The organism is Tissierella praeacuta DSM 18095 (assembly GCF_900128955.1).
Classification (GTDB): domain Bacteria; phylum Bacillota; class Clostridia; order Tissierellales; family Tissierellaceae; genus Tissierella; species Tissierella praeacuta.
The window spans coordinates 38,858-57,187 of record NZ_FQTY01000003.1; the positions used below are offsets into that span (position 1 = coordinate 38,858).

The following is an 18,330-nucleotide window of genomic DNA, read 5'->3' on the forward strand; positions in this document are numbered from 1 at the left end:
TATAAAATATGGTAGTCACCTTGCATGTTTTACCCAGGATAAATTAATAAATTAACACTTTTAGGTAATAATTGTTTTAATGCAAAAAACATGTACCCTAAAATTAGGAAGGTGAATTTTGTAGCACGAAAAGCGAAAAAATTAGAAGAGCTTTAAAAAATTTGATGAGAGTGAAATAGATTTTTATTACTAGAAAGTGATATAATAACTAATGAATTAATAAAAAAGGGCAAGTCTTTGTTAACGAAAAAAGTAATGAAATCTCAGCAGTGAAGGATTTACTGAAGATAAAAGATACAGTAGTAACATGTATACATTAAACACTCAGAAACCTACAGTAGAAGAAGTAATAATGAAGCATCAATTAACAATTCACTCTGACCAAGGCTTCCATTATCAGCATGTTCAATGGGTGAAAAGGTTAAAAAATAGAAATATTGAACCAAGTATGTCTAGAAGAGGAAATTGTATAGATAACTTTCCAATGGAAGACTTCTTCGGGTTATTGAAACAAAAAATGTACTATGGAGAAAAATTCACATCAATTAATCAGTTGAAGAAAAACATTATAGGATATATTAACTGGTATAATAACAAAAGAATAAAAGAAAAATTAAACGGCCTGTCACCTATTGAGTATAGGCAACAAGCCGAATAATTAATATTATCCGAAAGTCCGGATTAAAGGGTTCACATCATAACATCTATGATTTTAAATCATTTATAGTTTTACTATATTTTCAGCTTGATTACCACGAGTGCCTTTTTCAACATTAAAACTTACACGATCACCTTCGGCTAAAGTTTTAAATCCATCAGATTGAATTTGTGAAAAATGAGCAAAAACATCCTCACTATTTTCTGTTGTAATAAATCCGTATCCTTTATCTGCGTTAAACCATTTTACTGTACCTGTCATATTATGGTACCTCCATTATTTTTTATTTCTGTAATTTATGGAAATAAAAAATTCACATAAAATTACAGATTATACTTAGTTCCAATTTATAATCTCTAATTTTATGTGAATCAAAATTCTAAACATATTAAACTTGAAAATTAAATATAAAACTAATATAAATTTAATTATACACTATAAAGGATTTTTATGCAACCCTAAATATTTAATAATTTGATTCTAAGTGAAAGAACATTAAAATCTTATCACTAAAGGTGTTGCTATTCCATGTTATTAGAGGGGAAATAGATTTAATTATTGAGCTTTGTGATAAAAATAAAAAGATGTTTAAATCACAGGAGACAATACATTTGTAACAAGAAAAAATAAAAAAGGAAATACCTCTGAAATAGAAGGAATCTTTCCTTATGAAAACAATTATAACAGAAGAGATGAGATTTTGTTAAAGGGTAGCTGAATATGCAATTAAACATGTGAAGCAATAATTTTAATTGTCTATTGTGGTTCTAGGGAAGAATATTAGGATTTAACCACAACATAATAGTGATTTCAGGATGAAATGGTTAAATTTGATTGCTATATTGATAGGCGAATTATATAATATAGATGAGCATATTAGTAGATTTATGTGCAGTAATATTAAAAACAAATCTAATAGATAAAGAACTTATAGAAGACTTTTTAAATATTATTAGGAGATGGTTATATGGCAAAGATAAGACACATTATTGTAGGTATAGTTTCAGTTATGTATTTAATACTTTTCTTTATGAAGAGTGATGTCCTTACAAAAGTTCTTACCCCTGTACTCTTTATAATACTTGCAAATCAAGCAATAGATGAATGGATTAACTACAAGGGAACAAAAAGAAAGATACACTTATTAATTCCAATTAGTTCATTATTACTTGCTATTTATGCAGTTTCAAATTTAATTTATGTAGCTTTAAGTTAATGATTGTTGCACATAATTTATATTATGCATTGTATCGGTAGTATTAAATGGGGCAAAAAATACAATTTAAAACGACGTTTAGTTTATTTATGGATAGAGATGTAAAAAAACTTTTCCAATAGAGAGGCAAAGCAAATTGACGATATTAGTGAAGGGTAAGGTACAAAAGTTGATGGAGAGGGAGATATAAACAAACTGATAGGAAATATGAATTAAATACATATGACTGAGGTAGACACTGCTATTATGCAGTGTTTTTCTTTGTAGAAAGGAGAATCAGATAAATCTCCAACTAATGTTCGCCTTAACTTTGGTAAGGTTTCTAAAATAAGCTATAAAGAAGTATTTTTGTTCTGAATATACAGTGGAACTGCTAAATCAATTATAAATATTAAGATTGTAGATTTAGATAAAAATCCTTCGACGAATCCAGTAACTGATGACAGAAATGATACCTTCTCTTATGTACCTATTCCAAGAAGAGAAGAAAAGACAAATGTATATGGCGTCCTTGGTGGCAGGAATATTGGGTATGGTATAGTACTGGAGAAGACTCAGGATATTAAAAGACTCCTTGGAGCTTACTATGAACAAAATGTAACTACAGAAAAATATGAAGATTATGATAGGGAAAGATGGATTGTATTTGGTGATGAGTAAAATAAGGAAATATAGGTTTATTTGATAAAATCTATATGATAAAATAGACACAACTATGAATTAATAATTATATTTAAATACAAGAATATGAAGACAGGGATTTAATAATAGTAAAGTTTGCAGCAATTCTTTATAAGTTAGGGGAATATAATATGGACAAAATAAACATTGATGACTTTATAAAAATATTAGATGAAGATGTCGTAAAAAACAATTCATGTATAGAAATGAATTTCTATGTAGAAGGTGATAAAGATTATACGGATTGTTGGTTAGGTAAAATGTTTAATAAATCTAGCTTAATATGAAATATTTGAAAAAATACACTGGAATTTATTAGAGGGAAATTCTCGAAAATATACTTAAACAATATAAAGCTGAAGATACAATTTTATTTAGATTAAGAAATAAATATATGCTTCACATAGACTTAAGTGAGGAATATCCATATCTAGAAGATGAGTCTGATAGAAATGGATATATAGAATTCTGGAATGAGTGTAATAGGAGGACAGGCTATGAGAAGGGAATTTGAGATTAATGGATGTATAGAGGTGCCAATGGAATTATCTGAAGATGAGTTTTGGGATAAATTTATTGATTTTGTTGAATCAAATAATTGGTATTTTGGAGGGGGAATAAGGGAAATTATTGATGGATTCTATATTAATGATGATGGTACAAAGGGTGAAAATTGCTTAGATGAAGATTTTAGAATACTTATTTTGAAAAATCAAAGAGATAAAGCTTTAGAATTATATATGGGTATAATAAATAATGATTTAAATGAGGCTGAAATATATATTGAAAATCTAAGCAAAAGTATGTAGATTTTACTTATCATTAACATATATTATAATTTTACCTTGCTTGTATGTTCTTTTTATTTATGTTTTTATTAGAATATGGGAAATATTCACTATATGAATTATATGGAAGAAGAAATTGGATAAGTATTGTTTTGTCACTATATAGTTACAGTATAGTAGATTTATGTTCAACTAATTCATAATTAAAGGGAGGTTTATTTCATGAAGAAGAAAAACAAGAATATATGGACTGTGATTATAACTATAAGCATTATGATATTATTTTCATTAAGCTATCTTAAAAAAGATATTTGGGATGTAAATGCTGAACAATTGAGACATTCATTTGATATTATAAGTGGCACTGCTGTCATTGATGACTTATACAAATGGACACCTTTTGATTGGGATGTGATGTATAGTTTTAGACCATATGTATCAAAAGAGAGAGTGTATGAGGTTGTTGGATATAAATGGGACAATATAAGTGAAACTGTAAATGAGAATATGAATCAAATAGTATTTCTTAAAGATAATGAGGTTGTATGTTATTTATACGGATACCCTAATAATACTGGATTAGAATTTGACTTTGGTGAATATGAAGGTGATTATATAAAATTTAATTCAAATGATTTGATACCTTTTAATAGTACATTTGATGATGAAAATCAGATTAGATATTTTAATTATATTGAAAAGTAATCACTTCGTATTCTTTATATACTATACATTAGCCATAGCCTTACACAGAGCGTGTATGGCTTTTTAATTTTAAAAAAATAGTTTTTAATGTGTAAAAAGGCAATCATATGGAAAAGTTGTGTTTAAGGATTAAGTAGGATGAACCTTAAAAGATAAATATAATAAAAATCAAAGGAAATCCATAAGAATGAAAATTCATATTACTAAACTCGTGTAATCTTTGTGCAATTACATATCCTATAGAGTTGATGTAACGCTTATAGATACTGTATTAGAATTAGTCAAAAAACTATACTAAAGGTATTAGAGTAACTCTATTAGGAAGGTGAAAAAATGGATTTATCAAATATAGGAAAAAGAATTCAAAATCGTAGAGAAGAATTAGGGATGAAACAAGAAGAGTTAGCAGAGCGTGTGAGCTTAAGTCCTAATTATATGAGTGCTATTGAGAGGGGGGTTAAGATCCCTAGATTAGAAACATTTATACGGATTGCCAATGCTTTGGAAGTATCTACTGATATACTACTTGAGGATGTTTTAGTTAAGGGTAATGAAATAAAAGCCTCTAATCTTTGGGAGGAAATAAATCACTTGCCAAGTAAAGAACAAGAAAGGATCCTACGTGTGATAGAAGTAATGGTTGAGATGGAAACAAATGACTAAAATAAAATTTTCGACAAATTATATCATTTTACAATAAATATTAACTCTAGTAGTGTTATTGTAACTCTATATGTGTTATAATAATATCGTTCTAGAGAAGTTAGACATATATGCTGCGGCTCTTCAGGGAAGCTTCTCTGAATAATTTTGTAGTTTTCTTATTCTTAAATGAATAAAAGTGCATACTTATTACTATTTTCTACAATATTTTTTATATTTTAAATTATAATCTATAGAAATTTAAAATAAATTTAAAAATACTTAAGAGATAGTAGAAGTATGTATTTTATAAATTATAGATAACAAAATACAAAATGAAAGGGTGGAAAACTTGGAGAGCAAAGGTTTAAGAAAAAATTTAACAAAAATTTCAAGGGAAAATACAAAAAAAGGTTCAATTAAGAAGAAGTTAATTTTAATGCCATTATTAATTGTGCTTATAGCCATAGTAGGAGTGACGATTACTTCTTCTTATATGATGAGGGAAGGCTTACAGGAAGAAATTAAGCACAATATAGAATTTATATCTGAAACTGTTATAGGAAGGCTTATACAAAATTCAAAATTATTAGAAACTCTAAATTCAATGCTAGAAGTTAGAATCAGTGATGTGGGAAAAGCTGTTATTAAGAATGAAGATAATATAAATAATGATTTATTACGAAAAATATCTAATGAATTAGGGGTTAATGAAATATCTTGGTACGATAAAGAAGGTAGAATTATTTATTCTACCATAGCTGACAATATAGGATGGGTAGCAACAGAAGGGCATCCTATATATGATTTCATCAAGAATAATGAAAAGGAAACATTTGAAGAGGTTAGAAAAGATGTGTTTTCAGATAATTTTGAAAAAAATGGCTACATGAAGGGATCAAATGGAAATTTTATTCAGATAGGGATAATCGTTAATGAAATTAAAAACATTGAGGATGAATTAGGTTATCAAGGTGTAATAGAAGATATAATGTCTCATGAAGAAATAATTGATGTAATGCTGCTTAATAGGAGCATGGAGATAGTTGCTAGTAGTGATAAAACCCTTGTAGGAGAAGTATTACAGGATGAAGGAAGTAGGATAGCTGCAGAGGAAGGTACTATACATTTTAGTGAATATTTTCATCCTGAGAAGAAAGAAAAAGTTTATGCAATAAGCATTCCTTTAATCATTGAGGGGAATCATATGGGAGCATTACATCTAGATTATTCCGTGGGAGATATGCAGTCAATTATCTATAAAAATGTTATTACACTTAGTATTTTAGGTATAATAATCTTTATTTTCTTAGGAATTGTTTTATACAGGATGTCAAATTCTGTAGTAAAAACTATAGATAAATTGAAAGAAAAATTAGGATTTATAGCATCAAGAGATTTATCTAATCCTATACCAAAAGATTTAATGGATCAGAATAATGAGCTGGGTGAAATATCTGAAGCTATAAATAAGACGCAAAATGCTATGAAAAATGTTATACAAAATATATTAAATATGTCAGGGCAAGTGGCAGCTGCTTCCCAACAACTCACTGCAACAAGTGAAGAAACAGCTGCCGCTGCCAATGAAGTAGCAGTAGTCATTGAGGATATTGCTAATGGTGCAAGTGAACAAGCAAAAGATATAGAACAAGGGAACTTTTCTATTTTAGAACTTGGAAACTTAATAAGGGATAATAGAAATATGATGAAAGAGTTAAATACCTCTGTGGAAAAAGTAAATAGTTTAAAGGATGAAGGACTGGAAATCTTAAAAGATCTCGTAGAAAAGATGGATGTTAGCAGCAATTTAGCTGGTCAAACTCAAGAGGCCATTCAAAACACTTATGAAAGTACAGAAAAAATTGCTAATTATAGTGAGATGATTGAGAGTATATCTGAACAAATAAATTTATTATCTTTAAATGCAGCTATAGAAGCAGCAAGGGCTGGGGAATTAGGGAGAGGTTTTGCTGTAGTCGCAGAGGAAATAAGAAAACTTGCAGAAGAATCCAATAAGTTTACAGGGGAAATTATAAATCTTATAAATGAGCTAACAGTTCAAACAAGGAATTCAGTTAATATTATGAAAGAATCAAGACAAATTGTTTTTTCTCAAGCAGAAAGTGTGAATACAACGGACGATAAATTCAGGGGAATAGCAGAAGCAATAGAGATAATGAGGGATATAACTCATAAGGTTAGTAATTCTAGTGATGAAATGGAACAGAAAAAAGAAAGCATTATATCTATAATAGAAAATTTATCAGCAATCTCTGAAGAAAATGCGGCAGAAACTCAGGAAGCATCAGCCTCTGTAGAAGAACAAACTGCTTCTATGGAGGAAATAGCTAATTCAAGTGAAGAGCTTGCAAAAATAGCAGAAGATTTAGATGCACAATTAAGAGTATTTAAGCTATAATAAGATGCTGGGATTTTTAAAACTACATTAAACATAGCCTTACACATTGTGTAGGGCTTTTTTGGTACTATAAAAGTGTAAAGGTAAAAAATAAAATAGAAAAAGGTATTCCATGGCTAAAATTAATTAGTTATAAAACACCTTTTTTATTTTAAATTATTTCTCTTTTATAGTTATTATACATTTTTGATATAGATACATATATTAGGGCAACATATCCAAGTATAAATATATAGTTGATATTTGTTAATATATCTATAGCAGTAAAGACTTTTGAAGACTTAGATACTATAATAGCTAATATAATTAATAGAATAGGCATTGAAGATATAAAACTAAATAGTATCTTATTTTTTTCGCGTCTTAATATATTCCTCAGTAGTGTCTCATCCATTCCTATAGATTTATATAATATTAATTCATTCTTTTTTTCTAAGAATAAATTATAAAAGGCAAAATAGCAATTAGAGAATCCTACTACAATAAAGAATACACTAAAGAATATAGCTAGTATATTTCCTATTATAGTTCTTTTTTGGATTAAATTATTTTCATCAACTTCTGATACCAAACTAAAATCTCTATCTTTAAAATAATCAAGAGACATACCCTTTATCACAGTCTGGTCTTTTTCAATATTAGAAGATTTAATAGCAATATATTCAAATTGATCTAAATCAGCAATTCTTTCAAAGTTGCTAAATAGTTTTATATACTCAGATTTAGGCATATAACAATTTAATCTATTTTTATATATAGGATAGTCAAAAAGTGGTGTATAGATTTTATCTTCTACATTTAAAATAAACTCATATCCCCTAGTATCTAGAATATTTCCATACTCTGAAAGGGAAAAAGTTTTTATATCTTCTTTGAGGAATTGTTTATCTGTAATCCTTGATGCTGGAATATTAAAATTATCTCCAACAGTATTTAATAATAGGACTCTATTACTTTTATATTTACTTGGATCTAATCCTCTTTTAGCTACTAATTCATTGAATTTATTATCTTCCAATCCAATTATATTAAGCCGTGTATTTTCTAAAGATATAATATTTTCTTCTAGATTATTTAAACTGCCAGAGTTTTTAAAATCATTATCAATTAAATTTTCATTATAATCAATATATACTGATTGACTTCTAAAGTTTACAAAATCATCTATATTAAGTGATTTTATGTTACTAATTAAATCTTCATTTAAAGGATTTATAGTAGCGTATTCTCCTTGGATACCATAAGTTGTATATCTATCAACATTATTATATTTTTCCTCTAAAGAATAGTATGTTATTATTGTCATAATAAAAGCCATTAAAATAAATCCTAATTTTAAAGTTATTCCTGTAAATTTAAAGCTTTTCTTACTATTTTTATAAAATTGTTTAGATAAATTTTTTTCTATATTGCCATTATATTTAAGATCATGTTTTTTATAAGATCTAGAGTCTATTTCTCCTTTTAACCCATTTAAAATAGAATTTTTCTTAAGTTTCTTTATAGGTTTCTTTGTACTTAGATAGATTATTGCTGAGCTTAAAATATAAATAAGTATTGCAAATTTAAAGTTTAAACTTAGATTTAAATTCATAGTACTTTCAAGAATTTCTTTAGATTTAGAAAAGTAAATTTCAACCTTATTTATAGCAAAAAATAGTAGTTTCACTATTCCAACAGATGAAAACATACCTAAAAGTATTGGTATTTGAGAGATATATAATGCTTTTAGTTTTATTATTTTATTAATATCTCCATTAGTTGCACCTATAGCTTTTAATTTGGAATATTCTTGTATAGATTTTGCTTCTTGTACTAAAAATAAGTTTGTAATAATAGAGTGAAAAAGTATTATTAATATGAAGAATAAAATCAATACAATTACTTGGAAAGTATGATCTTTTAATAAATTATCTTCTGGATCAAAAACAAAGGATCGATCTAAATACATTAAATTGTAGTTATACGTAATATACTCTGTTTCTAGATTGTTTATTATTTCTTTACTTAAGCTATAAGTTTTGAATATATTTTTATACCATATAAATGGAGAAAGTTCTTCTCCACTTTCTAAAAGTTTATCTTGTTCTACATTTAAAAATATATTATAGAAATTTTGATATTCATAAGTTGTATCGTAATAAATACCTGAAATTACATAATTATTACCATTTACTTCAAGAGTATCACTAACATTTTTATTAATCTCTTTTGCCATATCATTACTTATCATAATTTCATTAGGTTTAGGAAGACTGCCTTCTTTCAACCAAGATTCAATAGTAGAAAGAGCATTATTATCCATTTGGCATAATTTGGTTTTTCCTTTGGATCCAAAACCTTCGTCTATAACTTTATTATTAAATAATCCTAGTTTCTTTATATATCTGTTTTCTTGTAAATTTTTTGCATCATTACTAGAAATACTATTTACAATTCTGAAGTGATAGCCTCCTGTGCTTTTACCTATTATATCTCTATAACATTTGTAGTATGATGAAACACCAAAAACAAAAGTAGAAAGAATAACTACAGCTAGAAATATAGTAATAATTGTTGAAGTATAAGATTTTTTATTTAAGCTTATATCTCCTTTTACATATTCATGTAAAATCATCTTATCACCTCGTTACTAATGATTAGACCATCTTCCATATGGACTATTTTATCAGCAGATAGAGCAACTTCTTCATCATGAGTAACTATTATTATAGTTTGATTGTATTTTAAGTTTGAAAGTCTAAAAATTTCTATTATATCCCTAGCATTTTGTTTATCTAAATTACCAGTTGGTTCATCTGCTAATATTATACTAGGTTTATAAATTAAACTTCTAGCAATTGCTACCCTTTGTTGTTGTCCGCCAGAAAGCTTATCAGGAAATACTTTTAATTTAGATTGAATACCTAAGCTTTTTATTAGATCATTAAAATATTCCTGATCTACTTTTTTATTATCCATTAAGACAGGTAATTTTATGTTGTTTTCTACAGAAAGATTAGGAATTAGATTGAAAAACTGATAAACAATTCCCAGCTGTCTTCTTCTATAAAGAGCAAGACTATTTTCATCTAAAATTGAGATATTTGTATTTTCAATTTTAATTTCTCCAGATGTAATGGTGTCTATGCCTGATAATAAATTTAAAAGGGTGGATTTGCCACAGCCGCTAGGACCCATTATTGCAACCATTTGACCTCTTTCAATAGAAAGATCTATTCCTTTTAATGCTTCAACCTTAATTTGCCCCTCTCCATACATTTTTTTTAAATTCTTAATTTTTAATATTTCCATATATCTTACCTCCTAGAAAGATCATACAATATGAAAATGACTTTTACGTGACAATTAAATAATTTAATCTAATACTTACCTTGTTAGAAAAGCTTAAAAACTTTACAGAGGTACTTCTAAAGCTTTCGAAAATAAACTCTAATGCTATAGAGTATAAATTTAAAGAGCTATCTATGCTAGAGATAATAGAAGATATATTGAATAGTTTAAATAGAGATGGAAAGATAAATATAGAATATCATGGAGAAGATTTTTATGTATTAGGAGATGAAATATGGCTTTATGAAGCCTTTTTAAATATAATAAAAAACTCTTTAGAACATACACGAAATACTGTAAGTATAGAATTGACTTCTAATCCTATTTATAAGGTTATAAAGATATCTGATAATGGTAGTGGAGTACAAGAAGAAATATTGAAGAGAATTTTTGATAGGTTTTATAGAGGTGATACATCCTTACCGGGATATGGAATAGGATTAAATCTATCAAAATCAATTATAGAAGAACATAATGGAGATATAATTGCTTTTAATGATAATGGATTAACTTTCGAAGTAAAATTCTATAATGTCACGTAAAAGTCACTTTCATATAGTAATCTCTTATTAGAGGTGATTTAAATGAAGAAAAAAAGGTGTTTAAAAAAATTGGTAATGGGAATTTTAACTATAGTTGTATTATTTAAATTAACTACATTTTTAGATTTAAGTAATCTTATAGGAAGTGAGACAGAAAAAATCTCTATTGAGGCAAGTAGTGAATATATTAGTATAGAAGATATTGTGTCTGAAAATGCTGTAGTAATAGAGAAAGATATAGGAAAAATAGTTATGGGAAAAAACTATAATGAAAGAATACATCCCGCATCAATGACTAAAGTGATGACAGCCGTGGTAGGTATTGAAAATATTAGGAATTTAAATGAAAGAACAAATATTACACAAGATATTATAGATTATTGTATTACTAAAGGATTAAGCGTTTCAGGTTTTGAACCAGGGGACAATCCTAAAATAATAGATTTATTGTATGGAATACTTTTAGAGTCAGGAGGAGAGTCTAGTATAGCTTTAGCTAGATATGTTTCTGGTACGGAAGAAAAATTTATTAGTTTAATGAATGAAAAAGCAAACGAATTAGGAATGAAGAATACACATTTTTCCAACTCTACAGGAATAACAGATAGTGAAAATTATAGTACAGCTGAAGATATAGGAATACTTTTTAAATATGCATTAGAAAATAAAAAATTCAAAAAGATAGTTGAATCAAAAGAGTATGAGGCTCGTGGAGTAAAGGGAACTTTTACTAAGCATACTATAAATAACCATCTTTTTTTAAAAAGAAGTGTGTTAGACATAGATAAAAATTATATTAAATGTGGAAAAACAGGATATACGGAAGCAGCAGGATTGTGTTTAGTAAGTTCTGGAGAAGTAAATAATAGAGAATACATAGTAGTTACAGCACATGCAGATGGAAATAGTCAAACTGAACAATACAATTTAACAGATACAGAGAAAATTTACAACAAATTAAAAATATCAGACTAAGAAAAAGATTTATATACACAATAAAAATAATTTAAAGAGTTTGGTGGTATAAGAAATCAAGAATTAGTACTAGCTTCTGATAATGAAATGAGAATAAAAAACAAACGTTTTTAATATCCTATAATTTCATAGTTCAACTTTAAAAAATTTAAGATTGATTTGTAAAATATTTTAAGATCATGAGCTGTATTTACCAGTATTAGTCAGCCTAACTCTGCCAGCCTCCACTTCTGCCTTGGCAGCAGTAGTTAATGAAAGAGTAGTACCTGATGTTGTTACTGAGATAGTAACTTCATTTGGATAACTTGAAGTAAGATTTACTGTATTTGTAGTTGACGACTTCACATGGAGGGAAGATAATTGAAGAATATTAAATCAAAGGGTTATATACTTGTACATGAACATTTATTTAACCTCTATCCATATTCCAAAACAGAAGAGAATACAAAATATGTTTTGAAATTACTAGATAAGGTAGCAAAATATGATATAGACTATATTGTAGACTTAACCCCTTATGCTAATTTGAATAAATACTTAGATATTATTGACAATTCTCCAGTTGAAATTATATGCTGCATAGGATTCTATTGTGGTCGTCAAGTGAAAGAAAGTGATAAAAGAAAAACTGTTGAAGAGCTATATCAAAGCCTAAGAAATAAATATATAAAAGGGATTAGTAGTAGAAAAATTAAACCAGGAATAATAAAGATTGCAACTAACTCAAGAAACCAACTTAAAGATTATGAATGTAGATTTATCAACGCAGCTATTAAATTAAGTAATGAATTTAATCTTCCTATTGCATTTCATTGTCCAAATAATACATATAATCATTTTTGTGAACTTTTAAAAATGGGCGTGAATCCTAGATTACTAATGATATGTCATTATGAAAAACAATATAATAAACTTAGTAGCGAGCAATTTGTTTCAGAAGCGTTAACAATTGCAAATAGTGGAAGCTTTTTACAGATAAATGATTTTGGTACAGCCCCAAAATCAAAGAAAACTAAAGTAATAATGAAATTTGTTGAGTCACTCATTATTGAAGGATACACACAAAATGTATTACTTAGTTCTGACTGTAATTGGAAGTGGAAGAATGGTTCTCCTTGTTTGAATCAGGCTAATTTAAACTTAGGATACAACTATTTGTTTGAATATACAATCCCTTTATTACAATCCATAGGTATATCATCCAGAGATATTACTAATATACTTCAAAATAACCCAAGAAGATTACTAAATATAATAAGCTAGAGGTTGTTTATTTTTTAATTAAATTAATTCACAGTATTATCATATTATCCCCTTGAGCTATGTAAAAATGAAACTCCTAATATGGAAATAGAAATTTGGGAAATGGTTCATAGTAAGAAGAAGTATGTGTTTTCAAAAACCCTAACCAAGATAGATAGTAACGTGATAATAAATGACAATATATTAGTTGACACTAAGTGATTTTCTTCATGTGTTGCAAGAAAGAGTTATGAAAATAGATTACTTAATGGAATTTACTTATAGATATTATTTGTTCGAAGATATTGGTATGGTGACTCTATAAAGAAACTAGCAATAAGAATAGGTACAACTCCAAATAAATTAGCCAGTCATATGTTTCGCCTAAGACTTAATCTTAAAGATGTTCTTTAAAAAGAGGAGGTATTGCTATGAATGAGAAAAAAATATTCAATGCTATTACAGATATTGATGATGAATTAATTGAGGAAGTAAAAGCAAATAAGGGGTTAAGGTTTAAAATGAAAAGAATATTAACTTTAGCTGCTAGTATATTAGTAATAATAAGCATAGGTTTACTAATGAGAGATAGGGTAGGTAATCAATATGTTAAGCCTATTACAGAAGTTATATATCCAAAAGCATATGCATTTGGAGATTATGATAATTGGAGAAAGATAATAGATGAAAACCCGGTGGATGATAATACAATTAGGGTAATAAATGACTTTGCCTATAAAACTAGCTTCTTAATTCTTAAGGAGTCTAAAAAGAATATAAACTATTCACCTCTATCGTTATATTATTCTCTGGCACTTGCAACAATAGGAGCAAAGGCTGAAACTGAAATGGAATTGCTTAATTTATTGGGTATGCCAGTTCTTATAATGTAGATTTTTCTCATAAGGAAACGGGAAGGACTATGAGTAATTGGATAGCCGAAAATACTAATGGAACATTAATACCAGATATAGAAACTAATCCCCAACAAATACTATCTATCATTAATACAGTATATTTTTATGACCAATGGATTAACCGTTTTGATAAAGAAAAGACATTAAAAGATGTATTTTATCTACTAAATGAGGGAGAAGTAAAGGTGGATTTTATGAATCAGACATTTGGTTCTGCTGGATTTTCTAAAGGAACTAATTTTACTAGAGCCGGCTTAGGACTAAAAAATGGTGGACGAATGGTATTTATACTACCAGATGAGGGAGTTTCGACTTATGAACTGTTGTCATCACCAGAACAAATAAAAGAAATTTTTGAAGAAGGAAAGGATTTTCATGGGGAAATAGTATGGAAGATACCAAAGTTTAATTTTGATTCACAACTAAAATTAAAAGATAAACTAGAAGCATTAGATATAAAACTTGCCTTTGCACCGAATGCAGATTTTACTGGTATAACAAACCATATGGCTTATATTAGCCAGATACAGCAACAAACCCGTATTTCAATAGATGAAGAAGGGGTTGAAGCCTCTGCATTTACACAAATTTATTATGCAGGGAGTGCTATGCCAGAAGGGCGTGCAGATATGATTCTTAATCGTCCCTTTATATACGGTATAACTGAATCAAATGGTAGTTTGTTATTTGTAGGAGTATGCATGAATCCGTTGGAGTAAACTTTGTTTTTATGTATAATGAAATTAAATTTTAGAATAAAAACATATGATTCCACTACCAAAGAGGTAATATTAACTTAGAACATCATTATTGACCTATCTCCCAACCCATGTGGAGACCATTATGTTGCTAGTTAAAGAATAGATTGATGCTAAAGTTTTAAAGGATTTTTACTGAATAGTGAAGTTTGATTTATGTTCCCTCAAATTACGGTTTGAGGGAACTTTTAGGTTAGGGGACAAGACTGTTTGACAAAAAGAGAATTTTGCTAAATAGTTTACTAAATTTTATAAATGACTTGAGAGGAAGTATGTGGTAAAATAGGAAAAAGATTAGTGAAAACTGTTATTTCAATAGGAAGGATGGTTTATTTTTTATGAAAGCTATAGAATTGAGTAGTGATAGAATCAATGAATTTAATGATTATTGTAAAAGACATAGGGGTGATGTAGATGATTCCTTTCTATACGATGAAGACTTATCTATGTGTTAATGCTGATAATCAAAAGGCTAAATCCCTATATATTCAGGAAGGATTCAAACAGGTTCAAGCGGTAGTGTGTTATTATTTAGATTGCAACTAATCTGTAATAATAACTTCAGAGCAGAATCTAATGATATTACTGTGTATATTTATTCAAGATGAATGGAGCTAACTATTTTAATAGATTGAAAGATAGTTAATATGTAAGCTTCACAGTTCGGCAAGAAGCTAAGATTTATATTTATTGGGGGTATATGGATGAAATGTAGATATTTTTATTATACTATATGTGATTTTGAAAAAAACGAAGTGTTTTCTTGTGGGGCGACATTTTTAGATTTTATGAAATTCATAAAAGTTAAGCCAAACAACATTCTTCTATTAAAGGCTTCATTTGGAGATGGAAAGTACAATACAAATATTGGATTTGATTATGTAGATTCAGAGAATATGGAAGATTTGATAAATGATGACGTCTATGGTTATGGAGATTTTATTTGGGTGGATTATGATGATATTAATATAATAAATAATATGAGTAGTTTAGAGTTAGCAGAACTTCTATATATTGGACATACCTTTAAGCCATTAAATGAGCCTTTTATGAATTGGCTAAATAATAAATATATATACTTAGCACATGATGATGATTATTGGACTAAAATATATATGGAAAACATCCAAGATTATAAGTCTGTTATGCATGGTAAAATTTTAGATGCACTAAAAGGAAGAAAAAAACATATAGAACCTTTGCCAGATGATATTATTGATTATATCTTTAAACATTCTCAAGATGGAATTTTGTTTGATTTTGAAAACATTACTTTTTATAATGGGAAAACAGGTGTGAAAATAAGTAAACTTGGAAAAAATTATAATTATGACAAAATTTTTGATGTATTTAAAAGAAAAGAATATTTCACTAATATCTCAATATATCTAGAATACAGTAGCCGTAATAAAAAATGGACTTTGTATAGAGAATGGAAATGATATAATTTAAATAAAACCTTTATTTGTTAAAGGGGATATGTGCTTAATTAGTTTTATCTCATTAAGATATTGTAAAAGCACAACAACTAAAAAACATTATATATTTTATATCATAATTAAATTTAAAAACGTCTTCCCATATTAAATAGTATAATATCATCTAATTTAGCTTTAACTTTTGCAAATGTTCTATAAGCTAGAGGTGAATCTTTGCTAGAATTATCACTATAGCCAATTACTTCTCAAACATACATAACTCAATCTTTTATTAACTCTAATGGGAGTAGGTGTTAAGTTATATTCATCCATAATATTACTCTTAGACTACTACCTTTGTATAGCTTCACCAGTTGGTTTTTGAACTAAGGGGATAGATTGTTGTTTACCTTTTTGTCATATAAACAATTTTCTTTTTAATATATTGATATTAGTTTACAGGATATTAACTTAGTTGTTTGGTTTATTGTAATCTATTTATAATTATTAGAAAATGAATTTTGGTGAATTAGGGTCAATACTTTGGATTGAAATAATGGTTGAGCTTATTATGGTTTATATAGAGAGAAATAACATCGAATAAACATATAGGGGTGAAAAATTAGGTTTATGAGAAGTAAAGAAAATTTATGTCTTAGGAGATGAAATAGTGTGAAAAGCTTTAAGAATTCACTTATTATAATTAGTACATTATTAATATTATTAGTTTTATCATCTTGTCAAAATAGTATGATACAAGAGCCAGCTATTAAAATGTTATATGATTCTAAAGAATTAAAGTTAATTTATTATGGAGATAGAAATAATAAAGAGAAAGAAGATATTGAAGAAGGGATAAAAAGTTATATGGTGGGTAAAAAATTTGTTGAGTTGCCAATTGTTGATTTTAGAGAAAAAATTGAAATTGAAGCACTGAATTTTGAAACAACTGAATTTGAAGTTTATGATTATATTGTAGATGACAGAGGTAATATTGTTTCTGATTATGATATAAATCCACTTATATTAAGTTCAATAGAAGACGGAAATACAGAATTTATATTTGAGAAAATTCAAGACTTAGAAAAATATTATGATTATATGGTGGAAGATAAATACATACATTGCTTATTAATTAGAAGTAAGATAAACAAATCTTCTTTTGCATTCGTAACACTTGTATTAAGTCAGAATAAATAATAATTATTTTCAGCTAATTAATTTTATAATAAGGTATATTGAGAAGATAGTAATGATGAAATTCAACCATTAGGAGGTTTTTATGAAAAAGAAATCTATTATTTTACTTTTTGTCATATCCTTATTTTTTGTATGCTTTAATATCGTCAAAGCTTATAAGCAAGAACAGAATATAAAAACTGAATTAAGAAATAAATGGGGTATTGATATAGATAAGGAAGATAAGCTAAAAAAAATGAAAATAAGTAGACCACAATGGCATGGAGAACATAATAAGTTTATTTGGTTTGAAGTAAGTAATTCAGAAAATATATTAAATTATATTGAGGTTAACAATTTATATCTACATAAAATGAGTTCTAATATAAAGAAAAGGATTATTGAGATAGAAGATGATTTGAATATCGAAAAAGAAGATAGAATTGATTTTAATTCGGATTATTATTACACAAAGAAAATAAAACATAATTTTAATCTTTCATCCGAGAAGAAGACAGATATATTATATATCATATTAATAAAAGGAAACAATAATGATAGATATAATACAAATATATTTCTTGTTGAAGATTTAAATGTCTTAGATTTAGACAAATCTTTTTAAAGACAAATACCATAATAATGGTAAATGTTACTTATATTTTATTAAACAAAGGATATGGTGAGAATGCTTTATTTGGTTTTGTTTTTAAATGACTTGTTAAAAACATCTTACGGGAATCCATCAGATTCTTTAATAAATGAAATCTATCATTGAATTAAATTACTTCCAGATGAGAATTTTTGATAGAATATAGAATATGTATTAGAGGCATTTTGTGAAATTAATTTAA

The 18,330-nt window shown here is 27.2% G+C and carries 18 protein-coding genes and 1 pseudogene; 15 read left to right on the top strand and 4 right to left on the bottom strand.

The annotated features are described in order from the left end of the window. Nucleotides 1–364: 364 nt before the first annotated feature. Nucleotides 365–658: pseudogene (locus tag BUB33_RS04880) on the top strand (transposase); the annotation flags it as partial. Between the two features lie 63 nt (nt 659–721). On the opposite strand, the gene BUB33_RS04885 reads toward BUB33_RS04880, so the two are convergent. Then, on the bottom strand, nt 722–919 hold the full coding sequence (locus BUB33_RS04885) for a cold shock domain-containing protein (protein ID WP_072973814.1): 198 nt from the start codon (nt 917–919) through the stop codon (nt 722–724). Nucleotides 920–1,625: 706 nt separating this feature from the next. Between BUB33_RS04885 and BUB33_RS04890 the strand changes: the two genes are divergently transcribed. From BUB33_RS04890 to BUB33_RS04910, 6 genes are all read left to right on the top strand, one after another. After that, on the top strand, nt 1,626–1,874 hold the full coding sequence (locus BUB33_RS04890; RefSeq protein ID WP_072973816.1) for a hypothetical protein: 249 nt from the start codon (nt 1,626–1,628) through the stop codon (nt 1,872–1,874). Between the two features lie 812 nt (nt 1,875–2,686). Then, nucleotides 2,687–2,842 carry a hypothetical protein gene (locus tag BUB33_RS15995; RefSeq protein WP_159429164.1) on the top strand — a complete coding sequence of 52 codons (156 nt, stop codon included), beginning with the start codon at nt 2,687–2,689 and terminating at the stop codon, nt 2,840–2,842. Between the two features lie 210 nt (nt 2,843–3,052). Then, nucleotides 3,053–3,364 carry a YggL 50S ribosome-binding family protein gene (locus BUB33_RS04895; protein WP_072973819.1) on the top strand — a complete coding sequence of 104 codons (312 nt, stop codon included), beginning with the start codon at nt 3,053–3,055 and terminating at the stop codon, nt 3,362–3,364. A gap of 201 nt (nt 3,365–3,565) precedes the next feature. Next, entirely contained in the window at nt 3,566–4,048 is a 483-nt protein-coding gene (locus tag BUB33_RS04900) for a hypothetical protein (RefSeq protein WP_072973821.1), read from the top strand. 333 nt (nt 4,049–4,381) lie between these two features. Then, nucleotides 4,382–4,711, top strand: a complete 330-nt coding sequence (locus tag BUB33_RS04905; protein ID WP_072973823.1) for a helix-turn-helix domain-containing protein — start codon at nt 4,382–4,384, stop codon at nt 4,709–4,711. Between the two features lie 331 nt (nt 4,712–5,042). Next, on the top strand, nt 5,043–7,112 hold the full coding sequence (locus BUB33_RS04910; protein WP_072973825.1) for a methyl-accepting chemotaxis protein: 2,070 nt from the start codon (nt 5,043–5,045) through the stop codon (nt 7,110–7,112). A 151-nt stretch (nt 7,113–7,263) separates the two neighbouring features. On the opposite strand, the gene BUB33_RS04915 is transcribed toward BUB33_RS04910, so the two are convergent. Beyond that, nucleotides 7,264–9,729, bottom strand: a complete 2,466-nt coding sequence (locus BUB33_RS04915; protein WP_072973827.1) for an FtsX-like permease family protein — start codon at nt 9,727–9,729, stop codon at nt 7,264–7,266. Then, nucleotides 9,726–10,406: an ABC transporter ATP-binding protein gene (locus tag BUB33_RS04920; RefSeq protein ID WP_072973829.1), complete on the bottom strand. Its 681-nt coding sequence runs from the start codon at nt 10,404–10,406 to the stop codon at nt 9,726–9,728. Before BUB33_RS04920 ends, BUB33_RS04915 begins: the two co-directional genes overlap by 4 nt. Before the next feature lie 80 nt (nt 10,407–10,486). Here BUB33_RS04920 and BUB33_RS04925 point away from each other — a divergent pair, with 80 nt between their 5' ends. Both BUB33_RS04925 and BUB33_RS04930 read left to right on the top strand, forming a co-directional pair. Then, on the top strand, nt 10,487–10,987 hold the full coding sequence (locus BUB33_RS04925; RefSeq protein ID WP_143154884.1) for a sensor histidine kinase: 501 nt from the start codon (nt 10,487–10,489) through the stop codon (nt 10,985–10,987). Between the two features lie 42 nt (nt 10,988–11,029). Further along, the gene (locus BUB33_RS04930) at nt 11,030–11,962 is read left to right on the top strand and encodes a D-alanyl-D-alanine carboxypeptidase family protein (protein WP_072973833.1); all 933 of its coding nucleotides are present in this window, start codon (nt 11,030–11,032) and stop codon (nt 11,960–11,962) included. A 177-nt stretch (nt 11,963–12,139) separates the two neighbouring features. Here BUB33_RS04930 and BUB33_RS16000 read toward each other — a convergent pair whose 3' ends face one another. Beyond that, on the bottom strand, nt 12,140–12,307 hold the full coding sequence (locus BUB33_RS16000) for a hypothetical protein (protein WP_159429165.1): 168 nt from the start codon (nt 12,305–12,307) through the stop codon (nt 12,140–12,142). Nucleotides 12,308–12,322: 15 nt separating this feature from the next. On the opposite strand from BUB33_RS16000, the gene BUB33_RS04935 reads away from it, so the two are divergent. The 6 genes from BUB33_RS04935 (at nt 12,323) to BUB33_RS04960 (ending at nt 18,101) form a co-directional block, all read left to right on the top strand. Continuing rightward, nucleotides 12,323–13,225 carry a phosphotriesterase family protein gene (locus BUB33_RS04935; RefSeq protein WP_072973835.1) on the top strand — a complete coding sequence of 301 codons (903 nt, stop codon included), beginning with the start codon at nt 12,323–12,325 and terminating at the stop codon, nt 13,223–13,225. Between the two features lie 410 nt (nt 13,226–13,635). After that, a complete protein-coding gene (locus tag BUB33_RS04940) occupies nt 13,636–14,097 on the top strand; it encodes a serpin family protein (RefSeq protein ID WP_072973837.1) in 462 nt (153 codons plus the stop codon). A 29-nt stretch (nt 14,098–14,126) separates the two neighbouring features. Further along, nucleotides 14,127–14,840 carry a serpin family protein gene (locus BUB33_RS04945; protein ID WP_072973839.1) on the top strand — a complete coding sequence of 238 codons (714 nt, stop codon included), beginning with the start codon at nt 14,127–14,129 and terminating at the stop codon, nt 14,838–14,840. A 743-nt stretch (nt 14,841–15,583) separates the two neighbouring features. Then, complete coding sequence (locus BUB33_RS04950; protein WP_072973842.1) at nt 15,584–16,321, top strand: hypothetical protein; 738 nt, start codon at nt 15,584–15,586, stop codon at nt 16,319–16,321. Between the two features lie 648 nt (nt 16,322–16,969). Continuing rightward, a complete protein-coding gene (locus BUB33_RS04955; protein ID WP_072973844.1) occupies nt 16,970–17,497 on the top strand; it encodes a hypothetical protein in 528 nt (175 codons plus the stop codon). Nucleotides 17,498–17,579: 82 nt separating this feature from the next. Then, nucleotides 17,580–18,101, top strand: a complete 522-nt coding sequence (locus tag BUB33_RS04960; protein WP_072973846.1) for a hypothetical protein — start codon at nt 17,580–17,582, stop codon at nt 18,099–18,101. Nucleotides 18,102–18,330: the final 229 nt, after the last annotated feature.

Coding starts and splice junctions, on each gene's coding strand:
- BUB33_RS04885 (WP_072973814.1), bottom strand. CDS start 919: ATGACAGGTACAGTAAAATGGTTTAACGCAGATAAAGGATACGGATTT.
- BUB33_RS04890 (WP_072973816.1), top strand. CDS start 1,626: ATGGCAAAGATAAGACACATTATTGTAGGTATAGTTTCAGTTATGTAT.
- BUB33_RS15995 (WP_159429164.1), top strand. CDS start 2,687: ATGGACAAAATAAACATTGATGACTTTATAAAAATATTAGATGAAGAT.
- BUB33_RS04895 (WP_072973819.1), top strand. CDS start 3,053: ATGAGAAGGGAATTTGAGATTAATGGATGTATAGAGGTGCCAATGGAA.
- BUB33_RS04900 (WP_072973821.1), top strand. CDS start 3,566: ATGAAGAAGAAAAACAAGAATATATGGACTGTGATTATAACTATAAGC.
- BUB33_RS04905 (WP_072973823.1), top strand. CDS start 4,382: ATGGATTTATCAAATATAGGAAAAAGAATTCAAAATCGTAGAGAAGAA.
- BUB33_RS04915 (WP_072973827.1), bottom strand. CDS start 9,729: ATGATTTTACATGAATATGTAAAAGGAGATATAAGCTTAAATAAAAAA.
- BUB33_RS04920 (WP_072973829.1), bottom strand. CDS start 10,406: ATGGAAATATTAAAAATTAAGAATTTAAAAAAAATGTATGGAGAGGGG.
- BUB33_RS04930 (WP_072973833.1), top strand. CDS start 11,030: ATGAAGAAAAAAAGGTGTTTAAAAAAATTGGTAATGGGAATTTTAACT.
- BUB33_RS04940 (WP_072973837.1), top strand. CDS start 13,636: ATGAATGAGAAAAAAATATTCAATGCTATTACAGATATTGATGATGAA.
- BUB33_RS04945 (WP_072973839.1), top strand. CDS start 14,127: ATGAGTAATTGGATAGCCGAAAATACTAATGGAACATTAATACCAGAT.
- BUB33_RS04950 (WP_072973842.1), top strand. CDS start 15,584: ATGAAATGTAGATATTTTTATTATACTATATGTGATTTTGAAAAAAAC.
- BUB33_RS04960 (WP_072973846.1), top strand. CDS start 17,580: ATGAAAAAGAAATCTATTATTTTACTTTTTGTCATATCCTTATTTTTT.